Annotated in this window: 18 protein-coding genes; 6 read left to right on the top strand and 12 right to left on the bottom strand. The window is 66.0% G+C overall.

Annotation, left to right across the window (positions count from 1 at the left end; all coding sequences use genetic code 11):
• Nucleotides 1-287: 287 nt before the first annotated feature.
• Complete coding sequence (locus EKG36_RS00125) at nucleotides 288-1292, top strand: AraC family transcriptional regulator (RefSeq protein ID WP_126479775.1); 1005 nt, start codon at nucleotides 288-290, stop codon at nucleotides 1290-1292.
• A gap of 139 nt (nucleotides 1293-1431) precedes the next feature.
• On the opposite strand, the gene EKG36_RS00120 is transcribed toward EKG36_RS00125, so the two are convergent.
• From EKG36_RS00120 to EKG36_RS00100, 5 genes are all read right to left on the bottom strand, one after another.
• The gene (locus EKG36_RS00120; protein ID WP_126479773.1) at nucleotides 1432-2298 is read right to left on the bottom strand and encodes a SphA family protein; all 867 of its coding nucleotides are present in this window, start codon (nucleotides 2296-2298) and stop codon (nucleotides 1432-1434) included.
• A gap of 62 nt (nucleotides 2299-2360) precedes the next feature.
• Nucleotides 2361-2885, bottom strand: coding sequence for a flavin reductase family protein (locus EKG36_RS00115; protein WP_221766013.1), 525 nt, complete (start codon nucleotides 2883-2885; stop codon nucleotides 2361-2363).
• Between the two features lies 1 nt (nucleotide 2886).
• Nucleotides 2887-4128 carry a styrene monooxygenase/indole monooxygenase family protein gene (locus EKG36_RS00110; RefSeq protein WP_126479771.1) on the bottom strand — a complete coding sequence of 414 codons (1242 nt, stop codon included), beginning with the start codon at nucleotides 4126-4128 and terminating at the stop codon, nucleotides 2887-2889.
• A 56-nt stretch (nucleotides 4129-4184) separates the two neighbouring features.
• The gene (locus EKG36_RS00105) at nucleotides 4185-4973 is read right to left on the bottom strand and encodes an SDR family oxidoreductase (RefSeq protein WP_126479769.1); all 789 of its coding nucleotides are present in this window, start codon (nucleotides 4971-4973) and stop codon (nucleotides 4185-4187) included.
• Nucleotides 4974-4990: 17 nt separating this feature from the next.
• The gene (locus EKG36_RS00100) at nucleotides 4991-6256 is read right to left on the bottom strand and encodes a dienelactone hydrolase family protein (RefSeq protein ID WP_246007386.1); all 1266 of its coding nucleotides are present in this window, start codon (nucleotides 6254-6256) and stop codon (nucleotides 4991-4993) included.
• Between the two features lie 174 nt (nucleotides 6257-6430).
• Between EKG36_RS00100 and EKG36_RS00095 the strand changes: the two genes are divergently transcribed.
• The 3 genes from EKG36_RS00095 (at nucleotide 6431) to EKG36_RS00085 (ending at nucleotide 9418) form a co-directional block, all read left to right on the top strand.
• The gene (locus EKG36_RS00095) at nucleotides 6431-7441 is read left to right on the top strand and encodes an AraC family transcriptional regulator (RefSeq protein ID WP_126479767.1); all 1011 of its coding nucleotides are present in this window, start codon (nucleotides 6431-6433) and stop codon (nucleotides 7439-7441) included.
• Between the two features lie 102 nt (nucleotides 7442-7543).
• On the top strand, nucleotides 7544-8908 hold the full coding sequence (locus EKG36_RS00090; protein WP_126479765.1) for a DNA-3-methyladenine glycosylase 2 family protein: 1365 nt from the start codon (nucleotides 7544-7546) through the stop codon (nucleotides 8906-8908).
• Between the two features lie 18 nt (nucleotides 8909-8926).
• Nucleotides 8927-9418, top strand: a complete 492-nt coding sequence (locus tag EKG36_RS00085) for a methylated-DNA--[protein]-cysteine S-methyltransferase (RefSeq protein WP_126479763.1) — start codon at nucleotides 8927-8929, stop codon at nucleotides 9416-9418.
• 27 nt (nucleotides 9419-9445) lie between these two features.
• Here EKG36_RS00085 and EKG36_RS00080 read toward each other — a convergent pair whose 3' ends face one another.
• From EKG36_RS00080 to dctP, 5 genes are all read right to left on the bottom strand, one after another.
• Nucleotides 9446-10717, bottom strand: coding sequence for a D-amino acid dehydrogenase (locus tag EKG36_RS00080; protein ID WP_126479761.1), 1272 nt, complete (start codon nucleotides 10715-10717; stop codon nucleotides 9446-9448).
• Nucleotides 10714-11484 carry a gamma-glutamyl-gamma-aminobutyrate hydrolase family protein gene (locus tag EKG36_RS00075; RefSeq protein ID WP_126479759.1) on the bottom strand — a complete coding sequence of 257 codons (771 nt, stop codon included), beginning with the start codon at nucleotides 11482-11484 and terminating at the stop codon, nucleotides 10714-10716. Before EKG36_RS00075 ends, EKG36_RS00080 begins: the two co-directional genes overlap by 4 nt.
• Before the next feature lie 32 nt (nucleotides 11485-11516).
• Nucleotides 11517-12836: a TRAP transporter large permease gene (locus EKG36_RS00070; protein WP_126479757.1), complete on the bottom strand. Its 1320-nt coding sequence runs from the start codon at nucleotides 12834-12836 to the stop codon at nucleotides 11517-11519.
• Nucleotides 12826-13392, bottom strand: a complete 567-nt coding sequence (locus EKG36_RS00065) for a TRAP transporter small permease (protein ID WP_126479755.1) — start codon at nucleotides 13390-13392, stop codon at nucleotides 12826-12828. The genes EKG36_RS00070 and EKG36_RS00065 overlap by 11 nt, the downstream gene beginning before the upstream one ends.
• Nucleotides 13393-13505: 113 nt before the next feature.
• Nucleotides 13506-14522, bottom strand: a complete 1017-nt coding sequence (dctP, locus tag EKG36_RS00060) for a TRAP transporter substrate-binding protein DctP (RefSeq protein WP_126479753.1) — start codon at nucleotides 14520-14522, stop codon at nucleotides 13506-13508.
• Nucleotides 14523-14906: 384 nt separating this feature from the next.
• On the opposite strand from dctP, the gene EKG36_RS00055 reads away from it, so the two are divergent.
• The gene (locus tag EKG36_RS00055) at nucleotides 14907-15716 is read left to right on the top strand and encodes a helix-turn-helix domain-containing protein (RefSeq protein ID WP_126479751.1); all 810 of its coding nucleotides are present in this window, start codon (nucleotides 14907-14909) and stop codon (nucleotides 15714-15716) included.
• A gap of 85 nt (nucleotides 15717-15801) precedes the next feature.
• On the opposite strand, the gene EKG36_RS00050 is transcribed toward EKG36_RS00055, so the two are convergent.
• Entirely contained in the window at nucleotides 15802-16290 is a 489-nt protein-coding gene (locus EKG36_RS00050; RefSeq protein WP_126479749.1) for a metallophosphoesterase family protein, read from the bottom strand.
• Between the two features lie 74 nt (nucleotides 16291-16364).
• Nucleotides 16365-16955, bottom strand: a complete 591-nt coding sequence (locus EKG36_RS00045) for a TetR/AcrR family transcriptional regulator (protein WP_126479747.1) — start codon at nucleotides 16953-16955, stop codon at nucleotides 16365-16367.
• Between the two features lie 93 nt (nucleotides 16956-17048).
• Here EKG36_RS00045 and EKG36_RS00040 point away from each other — a divergent pair, with 93 nt between their 5' ends.
• A complete protein-coding gene (locus tag EKG36_RS00040) occupies nucleotides 17049-17552 on the top strand; it encodes an HPP family protein (protein WP_126479745.1) in 504 nt (167 codons plus the stop codon).
• Nucleotides 17553-17631 lie beyond the last annotated feature (79 nt).

Genomic DNA, 17631 nt, shown 5'->3' with positions numbered 1-17631 from the left:
ATTCGCTTCTTCGGCCAAGGCTATGCACTTTTTCGGCGCGATCGGCGAAGCCCCGCATACGGCGGCCCCTCCGGCCTAGACTTTGGTCGCAACCCCGGCGAAAAGCCGCCCAAGCCTTGGCCTGGGCCAATGGCGATGTGGCATAAAGGTGCTATAATTCGCACAAGAAAGTTCGCTATGCGAACAGCAAGACTGACTAGCGAACAAAATAGCCTCTGACGATGGGTCCCGACCAGCCCGACAAGAAGCCGTAACCAGCGGCTCGGCCCCGGAGGCGAGGAGACCGTATGACACTCGCGCCCCAAGCTTCGCCCCGCCAGCGGATCGCCACCCTGATCCACGATCCCGACGACGCCTGGCGCTGGATGCGTGGCATCAATGGCCCCCATGAATTGAAAGTGCCCCGCCCCCGGGATCTGGCCTTTCGCCACGAGGGCACGGCGCTCGGCAACGTGGCCATTGGCATCCTCGAGTACGCGACCCCGGTCAATATCCAGGTCAAGGACCTGGCGCACAGCTACAGTATCAGCCTGCCGTTGTCCGGCATTCAGCACATCGAGCACCAGCAGGAGGACTTCGCCTCCGATGCCGCCACGGGTGCGATTATCTCTCCCCACCAGCCGCTGCGGCTGACCATGGCGGAGGACTGCCGCAAGCAGCTGGTGAGGCTGTCCCGAGAGGCAGTGGAACACCGGCTGGCGCAGCTGCTTGGGCGCCGGCTGACGGCGCCGGTGATCTTCGACCCGCGGATGCCGGTGGACGGCGCTCTCGGCGACTGGTGGAAGACCGTCGCCCACCTGCAGGAGATGCTCGGCGCGGAAGGCTCGATGTGCGACCTGCCCGAGGTGTGGGGCAACTTCGAGAGCGGCTTGATCACCAGCCTGCTCTACGCCCAGCCCCACAACTATTCGGGGGAGCTGCTCGGCCGGCACGAGCAGCGCCCGGGCTACCTCGTCCAGCTCGAGGCCATGATGCGCGAATCCCTCGACCAGCCGCTCTCGCTGGAGGATCTCGAGAAGTTCTCCGGCGTCTCCCGGGAGCGCCTCTACCAGGACTTCCATGCCCACTTCGGCGCTGCCCCCATCGCCCACTTCCGCAACCTGCGCTTCGAGTGGGTGAAGCGCCGCCTCGAGCACGCCGGCCCACGGGAGAGCGTCTCCAGCATCGCCATGGACTGCGGCTTCCTGCAGCTCGGCCGCTTCTCCAAGGACTACCAGAAGCGCTTCGGCGAGCGACCCTCCCAGGCCATCGGCCGCCACGCAGGGAGCGGGGTGCCGGCCGTCCGTCACTGAGGGCCTATCGAAGGCGCCTCCGAGGGAGGCGCCGCACCCGGCCATCCAACGGAAAGGGCACGGACCATCAGCGATGGCCCGTGCCCTTTTCGATGTCTTCTACGATGCCGGCCTAAAGCGGCCAGGCAGCCTTGATCCACTAGGCGTCGCCGTCCGGCCGGTTCTCGACGAAGAACTCCCGCTCGTACTTCAGCGCCACGAAGGCGCCATCGCCGGCATCCCACTTGATGGACGGGCCGATGGAGAAGGCCTGCCCCTCGTTGCCGATATCCACGCCGTTGAGCCGGTCACCGGTGATCTGCTTGTAGGCATAGCCGCCGATACCGACGACCCAGTTCGGATGGACGCCGTAGCCGAGGGCATAATCGGCGTGCAGCTCCTGGCCGGAGCGATAGTCGGTGTCCTCGTTCTCGAAGTTGTAGTCATACATCAACTTGATGTCCCAGTTGAGGCCGGCCGGGTCGACCCGCGAGGCCGCATACACGCCCTGCACCGTCCAGTAGTTGCGGCCGATATTGGCCAGCTCCCCGGCCTCGAAGCTGCCCGTGGGGGCGATCACGTCGACGCCGACGGCACTGTGCAGGGTGGGACTGTGATGGTAGGCCAGGGCCGCGGTGAGATCGATATCGCCGAGGCCCCGGTCACTGTCGTGCATGCCGTTGAGCGAGACGTCCAGGTCCACCAGCGGCAGCAGCGCAGCGAAGGCCAGCTGGCCGCCCAGCAGACGGCGCTCGGTTACCCAGAGTAGCCGTGGCGCCAGCACGTCGGCGCGCAGGCGGAAGTCCACTGGCAGGCTGTCGCCGTCGTCGTCCCGAAAGTCGTCGGCGGCATAATGGTTGGCATAGAGCAGCGAATAGAGCCCCGGCGGCGGCAGGGCCCCCATCATGTAGTTCTCCGCGCCCATGGGGTAGCTCGAGCCGCCCCCCTCGGTCGCCTGCGCGCTGGAGGCCAGCGCCATCGCCAGTCCGGCAATGCCAGCCGCTGCGCCTTTCTGATAATGCGTCATGAGGATTGTCCGATCGTTGTTGTTGTTGGATGCGGGCTCCGACGTGGCGGAGCCCGGTGTGCTCAGGCACTCAGGCGCTGGAAGCCACCCTGGTAGAACAGCAGGGGCTCCCCTTCCTCGGTCGCGAAGGCCTGCACACGGCCGACGATGAGCAGGTGATCCCCGGCAACGCGAGTGAACTCCACACGACATTCGAGGCGCGCCAGCGCTCCCTCCAGCAGCGGCACCCCCGCTGCATTGTCGCGTTGGGCCACTCCCTCGAACTTGTCGTCCGACGGACGGGCGAACTGCATGGCCAGGGCATCCTGGTGATGGCCGAGGATGTTGACCGCGAAGGCACGTCCCTCGGCGAAGGCCGCCAGGCTGGGGGACTTGAGTGCCAGGCTCCAGAGGATCAGCGGCGGATCCAGCGACAACGAGGAGAAGGAGTTGGCGGTGATGCCCACCGGTGCGCCGTCCTCGGTCCGGGCGGTGACGATCGTCACGCCGGTGGCGAAGCGGCCCAGGGTGTCACGCAGGGCGCGACCATCGATTGCCTCCGGCGCGGGCATCTCGTTAGTGCGCTGCGAAGCCGTCAGGGTCGTCATGTCAGGCCCCCTTCTTCATGTGGTCGTTGACGAAGTGATTGCAGGCCCGGGCATCCAGCCACCAGGGGTGGTAATCGGGCGGATTGTCGAAGCCGTTGGCGAGCACCGTGGCCAGGGAGGGGGATTGCTGGGCCGCGCCGAGCAGGTTGAGGATGTGCTCCTCGGGGGGCAGCAGCAGGCTGTTGGTCCAGCTCACCACGTCCTTGGCATAGCGCCAGTACGCCTCGAAGGTGGCGCGCATCCAGTCGGCATCGAAGGCTTGCTCCCCACGAGCCAGGATGGCGTCCAGGTAGATGCGGCTGCACTTGGCGCCGTTGTTGGAGCCCTGGCCGGTGATCGGGTCATTGACCACCAGCGCATCGGCGATGCCCAGGACCCGACGCCCGGAGGGCAGGGTCGCGACCGGCTGGCGCACGGTCGGCGGGAAGCGCCCGGCGAGGATGCCCTGGTCGTCGGTGAGCTGGACGTCCTGGCAGCGCTCGGCCTCCCAGGGCGCGAAGGTACGCAGCAGCTCGAGGCTCCTGGCCAGGTGCTGCTCGGGAGTCGAGACGCCCTGCCAGCAGTCCAGGGGGCCGCCGGGGATTCCCTCGAACACCATGATCTCGCAGGGACCGTTCAGCGTCAGGGCCGGGAAGGCGAAGTACTCGCCGACGCCGGGGATCAGGTTGAAGGCCACCCGTGAGAAGGGCTCACGCGGCGCCATGCCCTGCACATAGGTCAGCGCCAGGGCCCGCTGGGGCTTGTCGAAACGCGAGCGCTGGGCGTCGCGCTCGAACAGGCGCACGATGTCGCCCTTGCCGGCGGCCACCAGCACCAGATCATGGGAAGCGGCCAGCTCCTCCAGGTCATCGATGCCGGCATCCCGGATCACCAGCTCGCCGCCGAGCCGTTCGAATTCGTCCATCCACACCGGCATCTTGAGGCGCTGGTCGACCGATTGCGCCGGGCGATCGAGACGCGCGGCCCAGTCGATCGCCTTGGCCCCTTGCCGGTCGGGATCGGGCACCGTCATGCCGATCCCCTCGACCAGCGGGCAGTCCTGCTCCCAGAAATTCAGCCCCAGGTCACGCTCGGTCTGCAGCGCCCGATCGAACATGCACTGGCTCGACATCACCCGCCCGCCGCGAATCTGCTCCGCGGTGCGGTTGGACAGCAGGGTCACCTGGTAGCCGTGCTTGAGCAGGCCGATCCCGGTCTGCAGACCGGACTGGCCGGCCCCTACGATGGCAATGCGTCGGGTCATGATCATCTCCACGATCGATTGTTGTTGTTCCAGCCGTGGGCTGGCGGAGGCCAGTCTCAGCCGGCCAGCCGGGGAATCGCCGGCACGCGCTGCTCTGGCCCCAGGGCCGAGTAGCCGCCGTCGACGGCGTAGTCGGCGCCAGTGACGAAGCTGGCGCGCTCCGAGCACAAGAAGAGCACCACCTGGGCGACCTCCTCCGGGTCGCCGGCACGGCCGAGCATGTGGAAGTCCGCGGCCACTCGGTCGGTGCGCTCGCGGTCGCCGCCGCTGACCTCTTCGATCAGCCGCGACCAGGTCCAGCCCGGGGAGACCGCGTTGACGCGGATGCCCTCCTCGGCGAAGTCCAGGGCCATGCTGCGGGTCAGCTGGCGGATGGCGGCCTTGCTGGCCGGATACAGCCAGCGCCCTGTCTGGGCGGCCTGGGCCGAGATGCTGCTGAAGTTGACGATGGCGCCGCCCCCTCGCCGCCGCATCGCCGGCAGCACGGCCTTGGACGCCATCACGGCGCTGACGAGGTTGATGTCGAGGGCCTGTAACCAATCGGCGCGCGAGGAGGCGACCCCCTCGTCCTGATAGCTACAGGCCAGGTTGATCAGGGCATCGATGCCGCCGAAGCGCGCCTCGACCGCCTCGACGGCCTCCTGCAGCCGGGCATCGTCGGTGATGTCGGTGGCCAGGAAGCAGGCCCCGGGCCCCAGGCGGTCCGCCAGGGCGGCGCCGGCCTCGGCATCGATATCCAGGATGGCGACGCCGGCCCCGGCGGCGACGAAGGCCTCGGCCACGGCTTGGCCGATCAGGGTGGCGCCGCCGGTGATGATCACGGTGCGTGCGTGAAAGTCTTCCATCTCGGTTTCCTCCCCGTTCAGCGCTCGGCCCACTTGGCCATGAGCTCGTTGGACGGCAGCGTCTCGTCCAGCAGCTTGGCGGCGGTCGCATGGCCGGCCACCGGCAGTCCCTCGGGATCGAGCACCCCGATCTGCACCAGCACCGAGGCCTGATCCCAGTAGATGTGCTCGTGATAGAGCTTGTCGCCGCGGAACTTGACGATGGCCACCAGGGGGATCTCGACGTACTTGCCGGTCGGGGCGATGCCCGGCAGCAGCCAGTCGATCTCGCGGTCATGGGTGAAGCAGAACAGCAGCTCGTCGACGATCTGCGTCTCGCCGATGGTCCGCGAGATGGGAATCAGCCGGGTATCGTCCGGATTGCTGTCGACGAAGTGGTGCTTGTAGAAGCGGTACAGGTCCCGATAGCCGACGCCGCCGGTGAGGGTCGGGATATGATTGACGTAGGGCTCGGCGACCATGGTGGCCATGGTGTCGTCGACGTTACGGGTGGAAAACTCGTACTCGCAGTGCTTGTCCCACAATGCGGAGAGGTCGTAGCGGGGTCCCATGGCCTTGCGGAAGGCCGCCACGGAGCGCTGGTGCGCCATCAGCGCCGACGGCTTGTGGTAGTGCTCGGAGCCCGGCCGAGCGAAGGCGTGATCCACGTCAGGATAGAGATACAGCTCGATGTTGTCGCGACCCTCCAGGGTGGCCTGGATGTCCTGGCGCGCCGCCGCCGGGCAGTACTCGTCGTTTCCGGCGAAGTGCAGCACCAGCCGGCCCCCGATATGCTCCGCCTCGTCCAGGTGGTTCTCGATGCCCATGCCGTAGTAGCCCACCGCGGCCGCCACGTCACAGCGGCAGGCGGTGAGGTAGGCCAGCCGGGCGCCGAGGCAGAAGCCCAGTGCACCGACCGGGCCGTGGCACTCGGGGCGGGCCCGCAGCGCCTCGATGGCTGCGCCGATATCCGCCACGCCCAGGTCCTGGTCGAAGCCCTGGTAGAAGCCGAAGGCCTTCTGCCAGTCCTCGGGGGCATAGCCCAGCTCCACCCCCGGCTCCTGGCGCCAGAACAGGTCCGGAGCCAGCACCACATAGCCCTCCTCCGCGTAGTAGTCGGCGATCTCGCGGATGGTGGCGTTGACGCCGAAGATCTCCTGCAGCAGCACGATGCCCGGCCCGCTGCCCGCCGCGGGCACCGCAAGATACCCGCTGAAAGTGCCGCTGCCATCCACTGCCTGGATCTCGATGGTCGTGCCCATGATCATGCCTCCCCGGTTGTTGTTGGAATTGACGAGGTTCACCTTATGCAGGGCCTCCGGGGCGGCACGAGCCGGGCACTGCAGCGGCTATCCGTTCCGTGCAGAAAGTGCATTACCAGGGCCCGGATCAAGAAAATGGGGCCGTATACTGGCCACACCCCTGCGATACGACCCGGCCTGACCGGGCGGATGACAACAACAACAAGGGAGAGCCCCATGACACCGGAAGACCGTTCCCCCGGCTGGCTGCGGTCGGCCCTGCTGGAAGACGACCGCCGGCTGGTCTTCAGCTCCGAGGCCCTGGAGGAGGTCCAGGAGAACGTCTCGAGCGTCTTCAAGCCGCACCGGCTGGACACCCCGCGCGGCGATGGCGCCTTGAGGGCCCGGCTGCACTCCGTGGGCCTGGGCAAGGTCTCGTTCAACCGACTGACCTACGGCCGCGAGGTCCGCATCGACCCCGAGCGGCTGGAGCGCTTCTACCTGATCCAGATGCCGGTCTGTGGGCAGGCCGAGATCCGCTGCGACCGGCATTGCATCGCCTCGGACGAGACCTTGGCTTCGGTGCTCAACCCGACGGAACGACTGGAGATGCGCTGGAGCGGTGACTGCGACCAGCTGATGCTGCGCATCGAGCGCGAGGCCCTGGAGCTGGCCTGCAGCCGCCAGCTCGGCCGCCCGCTGCGCGAGCCGCTGTGCTTCCAGCCGGCGCTGCGCTGGCGGGACGACCCGAACTGGTTTCACCTCGTCGCCTACCTGGCCCGGCTGCTCAGGGCATCGCCCGGCGCCCCCGGCCAACCTCTGATCGCCCCGCAACTCGAGCAGCTGGTCATCGGCACCCTGCTGGCGATCCAGCCCCACAACTACGCCGAAGCCATGCAGCAGGGCGAGCGACGCCTGGCGCCACGTCACGTCAAGCGGGTCGAGGAGTACATCGAGGCGCATGCCGAGGAACCGCTGACGCCAGCATTGCTGGCCGAGGTCGCCGGCGTCAGCCTGCGGACGCTGTATGCCGGGTTTCGTGACTTCCGGCAGCAGAGCCCGATGGAATACCTTCGCCTGGTGCGCCTGCAGCGGGTCAGGACGGCGCTGCAGACGGACGACGGCAACGCCTCGGTCACCGAGACGGCCATGCGCTGGGGCTTCGCCCATATGGGGCGTTTCAGCCAGCGTTATCGCCAGGTCTTCGGCGAGACGCCCAGCGAGACCCGGCGCCGGGCAGGCTGCTGAGGATGGTCCGGGGCCTGCGCTTCTCGGGGTCCGATTCCGGCTAGTCGGCGCCGTCCCAGGCGATACACTGGGAGGCAGACACCCACGCCGAGGATCGTCGCCATGCTGGATGCCGCCCAGTGCCGCCAGGCCCGCCTGGCCCGGGATGCCCGCTTCGACGGCCGTTTCTTCGTCGCGGTGACCACCACCGGCATCTACTGCCGGCCGGTGTGCCCGGCGACGCCGCCCCATGAGCACAACGTGCGCTACTTCCCCAGTGCCCTGGCCGCCGCCGAGGCCGGCTATCGCCCCTGCCTGCGCTGCCGGCCGGACAGCGCGCCGGATTCGCCGGCCTGGCGCGGCACCCACACGACGCTGGAGCGCGCCCTGCGGCTGATCGACGAGGGCGCCCTGCGCGACGACTCGCTGGCCGCGCTATGCGACCGGCTGGGCATCGGCGAGCGCTACCTGCGCCGGCTGTTCCAGCAACGCATCGGCGTCTCGCCCAAGGCCTACGCCCAGCACCGCCAGTGCCTGTTCGCCAAGCAGCTGCTGCACCAGACGACGCTGCCGGTCACCGACATCGCCTACGCGAGCGGCTTTCGCAGCCTGCGCCGCTTCAACGACGCCTTCCGCAGCCGCATCGGCCTGGCGCCCCGGGACCTGCGCCGTCGCGCCGGGGAGGCCGGCGAGGGCCTGACGCTCCACCTGGCCTATCGCCCGCCCTATGCCTGGAAGAGGCTGCGCGACTTCCATGCCAGCCGCGCCATCGAGGGCCTGGAGTGGGTCGGCAAGCGGCACTACGGCCGCTGCATCCGCTGGGGGGAGACGACGGGCCGCTTCACCGCCGAGCACGTCCCCGGCCGCCAGGCCTTCCGGGTGCGCCTCGAGCTCGACGACCTGAAGGCGCTGGCTCCGGTGGTGCGGTGCATCCGCCGGGTGCTCGACCTGGACGCCGACACCGCCACCATCGAGGCCCACCTGACGCGCGCCCTGCCCGGCCTCGCGCTGGTCGAGGGGCTGCGCCTGCCCGGCGTCTGGTCGCCCTTCGAGGCCGGCATGCGCGCCATCCTCGGCCAGCAGGTGTCCATCGTCGCCGCCCGCCGGCTGGTCACCGAACTGGTGGCGGCGCTCGGCGAGCCGGCCGGCGACGGCTGCCGCCACTTCCCCACCCCCGCCGCCGTTGCCGACAGCGACCTGGCCTTCCTCGCCATGCCCGGGGCGCGCCGCGAGACCCTGCGCCGCTTCGCGGCCTGGTACGCTGGTGGCGACGCGAGCGACGACCCGGCCGCCTGGACGGCGCTCAAGGGCATCGGCCCATGGACGGCGAACTACGCGGCGCTGCGCGGCACCGGCCACCCGGATATCTGGCTGGCCGGCGATGCCGGCCTGCGCCGGGCGCTGCCGAGGCTCGACGGCGCCGACCCGGCAAGCGCCTCGCCCTGGCGCAGCTACCTGACCCTGCAACTCTGGTCGCAAGAATCCTGAGAACCAAGGAGCAAGCCGATGACTGACGAGGCCCTGGACTACTATCAACCGCCGGAGACCGGCGCCCTTGGCCTGATCCGCCTGCGGGCCACGGCAACCGGCCTCACCGAGGTCGTCTTCGTCATGGAAGAAGACGAACCGGCCCGTCCCAACGCGCTCACCGAGCGCGCCCGCAGCCAGCTCGCCGAGTACTTCGCCGGCACGCGCCAGGCCTTCGACCTGCCGCTGACGCCCGAGGGCACCGACTTCCAGCGCCGCGTCTGGCAGGCGCTCGAGACCATCCCCTTCGGCGAGACCCGATGCTACGCCGAGATCGCCGAACAGCTGCGCTGCAAGGGCGGCCAGCGCGCCGTGGGGGCAGCCAACGGCAAGAACCCGCTGGCCATCGTGGTGCCCTGCCACCGGGTGATCGGCAGCGACGGTCGGCTCACCGGCTATGCCGGCGGCATCGGCCGCAAGCAGTGGCTGCTGGCCCACGAAGCCGGCGAGGTGCCCTTCGCGCTGGGGTGAACGGCATGCGATAGCGCAGGAGCGACGTCAGCGCACCCCATGATCGCAGGGACGAAAGCCCCGATCACCGATGGCGCCTGAGTCGCCGCGCATCTGCGACACCAGCACCGAGCCCGCGCCCATGGCGAGCGTCCAGCCCAGCATGCCGTGGCCCACGTTGAGGAAGAGGTTATCGGCACCGGCCTGACCGATGATCGGGCGGCTGCTGGGCGTGACGGGACGGAACCCGCACCAGCGGTCGAGCACGCGATCGTAATCGCCAGCATCGGGGAAGCGCGACCGGCAGACGCTCAACAGGTGATCGAGCCGCGCCGGGTCCTGGGTCCTGTCGTAGCCGACGATATCGGCACAGCCGGCGATTCTCAGGCGATCCCCCATGCGCGCCAGCACCATCTTGTGGGCCACGTCGGTGATGCACAGATCCGGGGTCTTGTCTGTCACCGGTACGGTGATGCTGTAGCCCTTGACGGGATAGATCGGCAGCTTGAGCCCGATGCCGCGCGCCAGCGACACGCTCTCCGGTCCCGCTGCCAGCACGTAGCGGTCCGCGGTGATCACGCCCTGGTTCGTGTCCAGACCGGTGATCGTTCCCCCACGGGTCCGCAGCCGCGCCACCCGGCAGCAATAACGCTCCTCGATCTCCCCATTCCGACGCATCGTCGCCAACAAGGACCGGGCGAAAGCGTGAGCATCACCGACCTCATCGCCTGGGGAATGAACGCCGCCGGCGAAGGCGCCCTGGATCTGCGACACCCGGGGGTCCAGGGCCAGGCAGGCCTCGCGGTCCAAGAGCGCTTGCTGCGCTCCCCACTGGATTTTCTCGCGGACGCGAGCGCCGGCCGCCTCGAGTGCCTCGGCCGAGTCGTAGAGATGCAGCTTGCCCGAAGAACGATGATCGAACACGGGCTGCACCGAAGACGCCACCTCCCCCATCACGGCCTGGGAGTGCAGGGCCAGACGCAGGATATCGCGAGTGTTGCGCGTCTCGCGGGAAGCACGGGCATTGGCCAGAAAGCGCAGCCCCCAGCGCAAGAAGTCAGGATCCGTGGACAAGCGAATCTTGAAAGCTGGGTCGCGACCCAGCAGGATGCCCGGCATCTTGCGCAGCAGTGCCCATGAGGCCATGGCGTCGGTGTAGGCGTAGCTCAACTGCCCGCCGTTGGCGAAACTGGTTGCCAGCGCCGGCCCTTCGCCGGCCTCCACCAGCGTCACCCGATAGCCCGCTTGGCTAAGGAGGTAGGCGGAGCTGACGCCCACGATGCCGGCCCCTAGAACAGCGACCGTCTGTGTTTCTTTCACGAGCCACCCGCCTTCCTCTCGGCACCGTCATGTCCGCGAAGACCTTGCCGATAGGCCGCCGCCGCTTCGACCAGGGCGTCGAACACCCGCCGCTCGCTGTCATTGATCAAGTATTCCGGATGCCACTGGAGGCCGATGCAGAAGCGCTGGTCTGGCACCTCGATCGCTTCGATGACATGATCCTCGGCGACCGCACTGACGACGAGGTGCTTGGGCACGTCCTTGATCGCCTGGTGGTGGACACTGTTGACCTCCAAACGCTCGCGACCGACCAACCGATGCAAGAGGCTGCCCGGGGTCAGGCTCACCGAGTGACTGGCCTCGCTATGCGGCAGAGGCTGCATGTGCCCGAGGCTCGAGCGCACTTCCGAAGGCAGGTCCTGGATCAGCTTGGCGCCCTGACTCACCGCGATCAGTTGCATGCCGCCACAGATGCCGACCACGGGCAGGTCCCGGGCCAGCGCCCCCTCGAGCAGTCGCTGTTCGAAGCGAGTGCGATGCACCTTGGTGACCAAGTCGCCCTGGCGCTCTTCCTCGCCGTAGAGGGCGGGAGGGATGTCGTACATGCCCCCACTGATCACGACCCCGTCGACCAGGTCGAGGTAGCGTTCGATCGCGTTGAGATCATGGGGCAAGCCGATGGCCGTCCCCCCTGCCGTCTCGATGGCACCGCAGTAATTCTCTCGCAACGCATACCAGGGCTCCTGGGCATAGCTCGTGCTGTATTCAATATCCAGGGTGATACCGATAATGGGCGTTCCCGTCATGATATTACGACCTCAACTGGTTGAATCGGCCTTCAAGGCGTTACGGGTTGGTAGTCCAGAATCAGCTCCGGCAGGAAAAGCGATAACTCTGGAATGAATGTCGTCAGCAGCAATACCGGGAAATACCCCAAGAGGATGAAGGCGAAGGAATAGCCGATCATCCGAGGTAGCGTGGTATTGCCGATCAATCCGGCGAAATAGAGGATCGGTGCCGTGGGTGGTGTGATGAGGCCCATGCCCAGGTTGACCCCGACGATGGCGCCGAAATGCACCGGATCGATCCCAAGGCTCATGGCGACAGGCAGCAGCATGGGAGAGGCCAGCAAGACGCCACTGATATCGTCCAGGAACATGCCGACCACCAACAGGAAGAGATTGATCAACAGCAGCAAGACGATCTTGTTATCGCTGATGCCGAGCATGAACTCCAGCACGGTCTGCGGTACGTTCTCCATGGTCCAGACCCTGGCCAGCATGGAGGAGAAGAACACCAGGATCATGAGCACGGCGGCAATCTGCCCCGTTTTCCAGGCCACCTCACCGAAGGAACGAAACGTCAGCCCCTTGTAGACCCACAAGGCCACCGGGATCGCATACACCACCGCGATGGCGGCGGCTTCGGTCGGCGTCGTGATGCCGCCATAGATACAGCCCAGTATGATCACCGGCATGGCCAGGCCGAATGCGGCGCGCTTCGTCTTGAGCCACACATCGATACCCGTCTCACGCACCGAGCGCTGTGGCGGTTCCATCACCGGCATCTTGCGCGTCAGGAAGTAGTTGAGGACGGAGAAGCAGCCGATCAATAGCACTGCTGGAATCACCGGCGACAGGAACATGGCGGTGATCGATGTATTGGTCACCCAACCATAGAGAATCATCGAAGAGCTCGGCGGGATGAGCAGGGCCAATACCGACGAAGCCGCGACCAGTGCCGTCGCATAGCCCCGGTCATAGCCTCGATCGACCATCTTGGGAATCATGATCGAGCCGATCGCGGCGACCGCTGCCGTCGACATGCCAGAGATGGCACCGAAGATGGCCGTGGCAAACACCAGGACGACGCCCAAACCGCCCTTGACCCTGGCCATCAGGCTTTCTGCCAAGTCGATCAAGCGGTTGGCGATTCCCCCGCTCGTCATGACGCCCCCAGCGAAGATATAGAGCGGAATCGCCAGCAGAATGAGGGAGGATAGCTTCGAAAACCCCGACGACACCAAGAAGTTGGGGTTGGGAAAGCCGCCCATCACGAACAGGAACAGGGCCGCCGCAAAGAAGCATAAGGGCGCCGGAACCCCGAGAAAGAGCAAGCCAATCAGAATCAGTGCATCGATCAGGACTTCAATATCCATGAGGTTCTCCCGCCTGAACAGCCGACAACTCATCCTCTTCGGCAAGCGATCGATAGCGCTCGCCACGAATCAAGCATCGCGTTCGGCGTACGATTTCGATCAGATAGTAGAACCCCATCAATGCCATGCCGACGACCATGGCGACATGCACCAGGCACAACGGAAGACGCAGTTCCGGCGACTTGGGCGAAAACTTCACGCTCCACTGGAGATAACGAAGACATACCCACAGCATCGCTATTGTCAGGGTCAGAGACAGCGCGGCCACCAGCAAGCACACCAACTCCCTCGAGCGCTCAGAGGAGAGAATGAGGTCCATCACACTGGCCGAGATATGGTTATCACGATAAACACCGTATCCAGCCCCCACGAAATACAACCAAACCGCTAAGTAAATCGATACTTCTTCGACACCATAAAGGGGGGAATCCAACAAGTAGCGAATCACTACCTGAACGAAAACAAGCACTGAAAACGCGATTGTCGTCGATCCCATTATCCAGCGCTGGCTGACCATTAGGCCATTATGTATGGCCCTTAACCTCGCCAAGTTCATTGGAATTCTCCGGCATTCTTTCGCCCGAAACACCCCATCCAACAAGGTGGAAGGATGTAACCCAGGGATAGGAAAGGAACGGCCGAGAATCCAACGATCTCGGCCTAGCGTCGTCACTGGATGTTCAGGCTGTCCTTGAGTCGAGCCATGTTCTTGGCACCGATCTCGTCTTGAATCTCGGGCCAGACATCGCGACGAACCACTTCTGCCGTCTGCTGCAGCTCCTGGTCGTTGAGCACGACGACCTCGATACCCGCATCGCGCATTTGCTGGAGGAATTTTTCATGCTCTTCCTTGGCCACAGCGAAGCGCTCGGCCGAGAGCTCGGTGGCCGCCCGGGAGATGGCGTGTTGCTGGTCTTGAGGGAGGCTCTCGTAGCGAGACTTGTTCACGGCGATGAAGGACACCTCGAAGTGGTCGTTGTTCTGCACCCACATCTCGGCAATATCGGCGAAATTATTCATGGTGAGCTCGGGAGTGGCCCCGATCGCGCCATCGACGACACCGGTTTGCATGGCCGTGTACAGGTCGGACCAAGGAATGGGCGCGGTCTGATAGCCCAGACGGTCGAGCAACGCTTGGTGGGTGGTGCCACCGGGCCAGACGCGAATCTTCAGGCCCTGTTCGGCATTGGGGTCGCGCGGATGCGGCGCAGCCTCGGTATAGACGATCCCCCCCATGCCGGACACGAACGCCCCCAGGACCTGGATGTCCTGCTCGGCCAAGGCATCGTTGATCGTTTCATAGACTACCCCGCCTTCGGAAAAGGCTTCCTCTCCGGACTCGAAGTCCAGGGCCGCATAGGGGAACCACTGCAAGGCGAGCACTTCATTGAAGCTGTTGGACAGCGGCTGGATGGCGAAGTCGATGGTTCCGCCCATGACCTGCTCATGGACCTCGACCCAGTCGCCGAGCTGACTGGCGGGGTAGACGTCGATGTTGACCTGGTCATCGGTGTAATCCGCCACCCGCGAGGAAAAGGCGTTGGCGAACTCGACCACCGTGGTATCCGGTGGCTCGATTGCCGACAGCCGCAGGGTCGTGTCGGCTTGGGCCACCGTGGCGGTGGAACCGATTGCCGCCACCAGGGCTCCGCGGCAGAGGGGCTTGATGGAATCGAACAGTTTCATAGCTCAGCTCCTTATTGTTGTGAAGCTCAACCGGCGAGTCTTGGCCACGTTGAGTACTTCATTGGAGCAGAGGCGAATCGGAGCGGACATTTCGCAAGAGGCACACCTTGGCGCAGAGGGTGCATCACCCTGATGCACGCATGCCGCCACACTGCATCAACCACGGCTACCAGCCCCGAGGCAGCACATGAAACAGCCATCCCGCGACGCACCATAATGGACAAGGAGGGACTGCCTGGCAGGTCGCCAGGGACATGCATATGATGACGAGTCGATCGAAGGGAGCCGGGTAAGGCGGGCGGGCTGACCTCCTACGTATTGCCAGCACCGCGAGGCGCTTCCATGCTTAGCCAGGCTACTAGACGCTTCTCCGGGGATCACGTCTTGGACTTTACCGCGAACCTGAAATTGCTGTGCAGCTACTACCCTTCCACGGCCCAAGTCTGCCGCAGGATGGGAATCAACCGTACTCAGTTCAACAAGTACCTGACGGGAGCCGTTCAACCGTCAAAAGCCAACCTGCGCATCATCTGTGATTTCTTCGGGATAGAACCCTTTGAAATCGTCCTGCCTCATCATCAGTTCCGCACCCAGGTCATGGCCGAGCGAACCGACACTGCAACGACTGATGCTGTCGCCCCCTACTTCCGCGAGATGATCCAGCTGCATGGCCAGTCCAGCCCCAGCCTGGAGCGCTATATCGGCTGGTACTACGAGTACTACTACTCGCTGGGGTTTCCGGGAAAAGTGTTCCAGTCATTGATCGAGATCAGCAGCAAAGCAGGTGGCATCAGTTACGAGCGCTACGAGCGACTGACGACGCCCAACGCCCATCAAGGAAAGATAACGCACTGCCACTATGAGGGCGTCGCCATCAACCTGTGCGATCGGATCTTTTTGATGGACTATGAAGCCCTGACCGTCAATGAGATCACCCAGACGGTGCTGTTTCCTTCGTACAAGAGCCGGATCACTCATCTCCATGGCCTCAAGATAGGCGTCTCGTCAAAGAGCCACCGAGACCCGGCCTGTACCCGTGTGCTCTACGAATTCCTGGGAGATAGCATCGATTTCAAGGCCCGCTTTCGAGCGTGCGGCCTTTACGACCCGGACGAGCTTCCCCCGGACACCATTGCCGGCATCGACAATAGCCAGTCACGACACGCTCCCCTGTTCACGGCGATCGGGGAGTGAGCCAGCAAAGCGAAGCAAGCCATGTCGTAACCATGCGGGGGTCAGAACCGGTAACGGTTGCCGCTGGCGCCCTGCATCTGCCGCCTCACAGCGGCAGATGCAGGAGGGCGCCGCGCAGGGCCGACTCCTCGGCCCACAGCCGGCCCAGGGTCAGCGGCAGCGAGAAGCGGCGTCGGCCGGCGCCGCCGGGGTTGAACAGCAGCCGGCCGTCGCGCCACTCGTTGCGCGCCTTGTGGGAGTGGCCGTGAAGCACGGCGTCGCAGGCGGTTGTGTCGTCGAAGTCGGCGATGTCATGCACCAGATGCAGCCGCCAGCCGTTGACCGCGAGGTCCTGATGCCAGGGCAGCGCCTCGGCCCAGTCCGCGGTGTCGACGTTGCCGCGCACGGCGTGCACCGGCGCCAGCTCGGCCAGCCGCGTGAGGATCGCCTCGTCCCGGGCCCGGCTGCCCACGTCGCCGAGGTGCACGATCAGCCCGCAGCCCTCGAGCATCGTCAGCGCCTCGTCGCGCAGCGTGCCGTGGGTGTCGGCGATCACGCCGATCGGCGCGTCGAGCTCGAAGTGCTCGGTGTTCATGCGTCTGGCTCCCGTCCTGCGATGTCGCCCCATGGTGCCGCCACTCCGCCGCGTCGGCCAGCGCCGTGGCGCGCTCAGGGCCTCGTCCAGTCCGCCTCGCCCTCGCGTTCCAGCGGCCGGGCGTCCAGCGCCAGCAGCGGCGCCAGCGCTTCCCAGGCATCGTCCACGGCGTCCGGCCCGAACAGGTAGGCGTTGACGATCATGCCGTCCAGCGTCACCTGGACGAGGCGTGCCAGTCGAGACGCCGCCTCGCCCTGCTGATCGGCGAGGGTGTCCTCGACCAGCGCCGCCACCTCGGCCTTGTGACACCGCGACAGCGCCAGCAAGGACGCCGGTTCCCGGGCATATTCCTCGGTCGCCTTGAGGAACATGCAGCCGTGGAAATGCTCGGAGGCGAACCAGCGGGCATGCCAGTCGAAGACGGCGCGGAGGCGTTCCGGGGTCGTTGGCTGGGCCTCCACGGCTGCCCGGAGCGAGGCCATGAAGCGCTCGTGGCGTTGCGCCAGCACCGCCTCCACCAGCGCCTCCTTGCCGGGAAAGTGGTGATAGAGCGTCATCTTCGAGACTCCGGCCTCGTCGCGGATCCGGTCCACGCCGACGGCGTGATAGCCGTACTCCCCGAACAGCCGGGTCGCCGTCGCCAGGATATCGTCGCGCTTGGCCATGATTGCACCTCCTCGTCATCCGGAGCCTTGCTTCGATGCGTTCATGCTACTACTGTACAGACCAGTCTGTACAGATCGACGACGAGGAGACTCATGCTCCACAAGATGAAGGGCGGCGGTACCGTGCCGGCACGCCCCGACACCCTCCAGATTCTCACCGGCCTGATGGGCGGCGTGAGCGGCATCGGCCTGGTGGCCTGGCTGACCCGGCTCACCGAGGTGCCGCTGCTCATGGCCCCCTTCGGCGCCACCTGCGTGCTGCTGTTCGCCGCGCCGGGCGCGCCCCTGGCCCAGCCCCGTAACGTGATCGGCGGCCACCTGGTCTCGGCGCTGGTCGGCCTGATCGTCATGCAGTGGCTGGGCACCGGGCCGCTGGCCATGGCGGTCGGCGTCGGCGTGGCCATCGCCGCGATGCAGGCGCTGCGCGTAGTGCATCCCCCGGCGGGCGCCAATCCGCTGGTGGTGATGATGTCCGGCGCCGTCGGCTATGACTTCCTGCTGATGCCGGTGCTGGCGGGCTCGGTGAGCCTGGTGCTGGTGGCGCTGCTGATCAACAACCTGGGAACGGAACGGCGCTGGCCGAACTACTGGCTCTGATGCCCCTCTGGAGCTTGCCCCCGGCTTCATGCGCCCCGCGATTTGCGGCACCATGAAGGCCCGCCCCTCGTCGCGAAGG

The organism is Halomonas nitroreducens, from assembly GCF_003966155.1.
GTDB classification, from domain to species: domain Bacteria; phylum Pseudomonadota; class Gammaproteobacteria; order Pseudomonadales; family Halomonadaceae; genus Halomonas; species Halomonas nitroreducens.
This window is presented reverse-complemented; position numbering and strand designations above follow the sequence as displayed.

Coding starts and splice junctions, on each gene's coding strand:
- EKG36_RS00090 (WP_126479765.1), top strand. CDS start 7,544: ATGCTGGATGCCGCCCAGTGCCGCCAGGCCCGCCTGGCCCGGGATGCC.
- EKG36_RS00110 (WP_126479771.1), bottom strand. CDS start 4,128: ATGACCCGACGCATTGCCATCGTAGGGGCCGGCCAGTCCGGTCTGCAG.
- EKG36_RS00045 (WP_126479747.1), bottom strand. CDS start 16,955: ATGGCCAAGCGCGACGATATCCTGGCGACGGCGACCCGGCTGTTCGGG.
- EKG36_RS00125 (WP_126479775.1), top strand. CDS start 288: ATGACACTCGCGCCCCAAGCTTCGCCCCGCCAGCGGATCGCCACCCTG.
- EKG36_RS00085 (WP_126479763.1), top strand. CDS start 8,927: ATGACTGACGAGGCCCTGGACTACTATCAACCGCCGGAGACCGGCGCC.
- EKG36_RS00065 (WP_126479755.1), bottom strand. CDS start 13,392: ATGAACTTGGCGAGGTTAAGGGCCATACATAATGGCCTAATGGTCAGC.
- EKG36_RS00050 (WP_126479749.1), bottom strand. CDS start 16,290: ATGAACACCGAGCACTTCGAGCTCGACGCGCCGATCGGCGTGATCGCC.
- dctP (WP_126479753.1), bottom strand. CDS start 14,522: ATGAAACTGTTCGATTCCATCAAGCCCCTCTGCCGCGGAGCCCTGGTG.
- EKG36_RS00075 (WP_126479759.1), bottom strand. CDS start 11,484: ATGACGGGAACGCCCATTATCGGTATCACCCTGGATATTGAATACAGC.
- EKG36_RS00115 (WP_221766013.1), bottom strand. CDS start 2,885: ATGACGACCCTGACGGCTTCGCAGCGCACTAACGAGATGCCCGCGCCG.
- EKG36_RS00105 (WP_126479769.1), bottom strand. CDS start 4,973: ATGGAAGACTTTCACGCACGCACCGTGATCATCACCGGCGGCGCCACC.
- EKG36_RS00040 (WP_126479745.1), top strand. CDS start 17,049: ATGCTCCACAAGATGAAGGGCGGCGGTACCGTGCCGGCACGCCCCGAC.
- EKG36_RS00095 (WP_126479767.1), top strand. CDS start 6,431: ATGACACCGGAAGACCGTTCCCCCGGCTGGCTGCGGTCGGCCCTGCTG.
- EKG36_RS00070 (WP_126479757.1), bottom strand. CDS start 12,836: ATGGATATTGAAGTCCTGATCGATGCACTGATTCTGATTGGCTTGCTC.
- EKG36_RS00120 (WP_126479773.1), bottom strand. CDS start 2,298: ATGACGCATTATCAGAAAGGCGCAGCGGCTGGCATTGCCGGACTGGCG.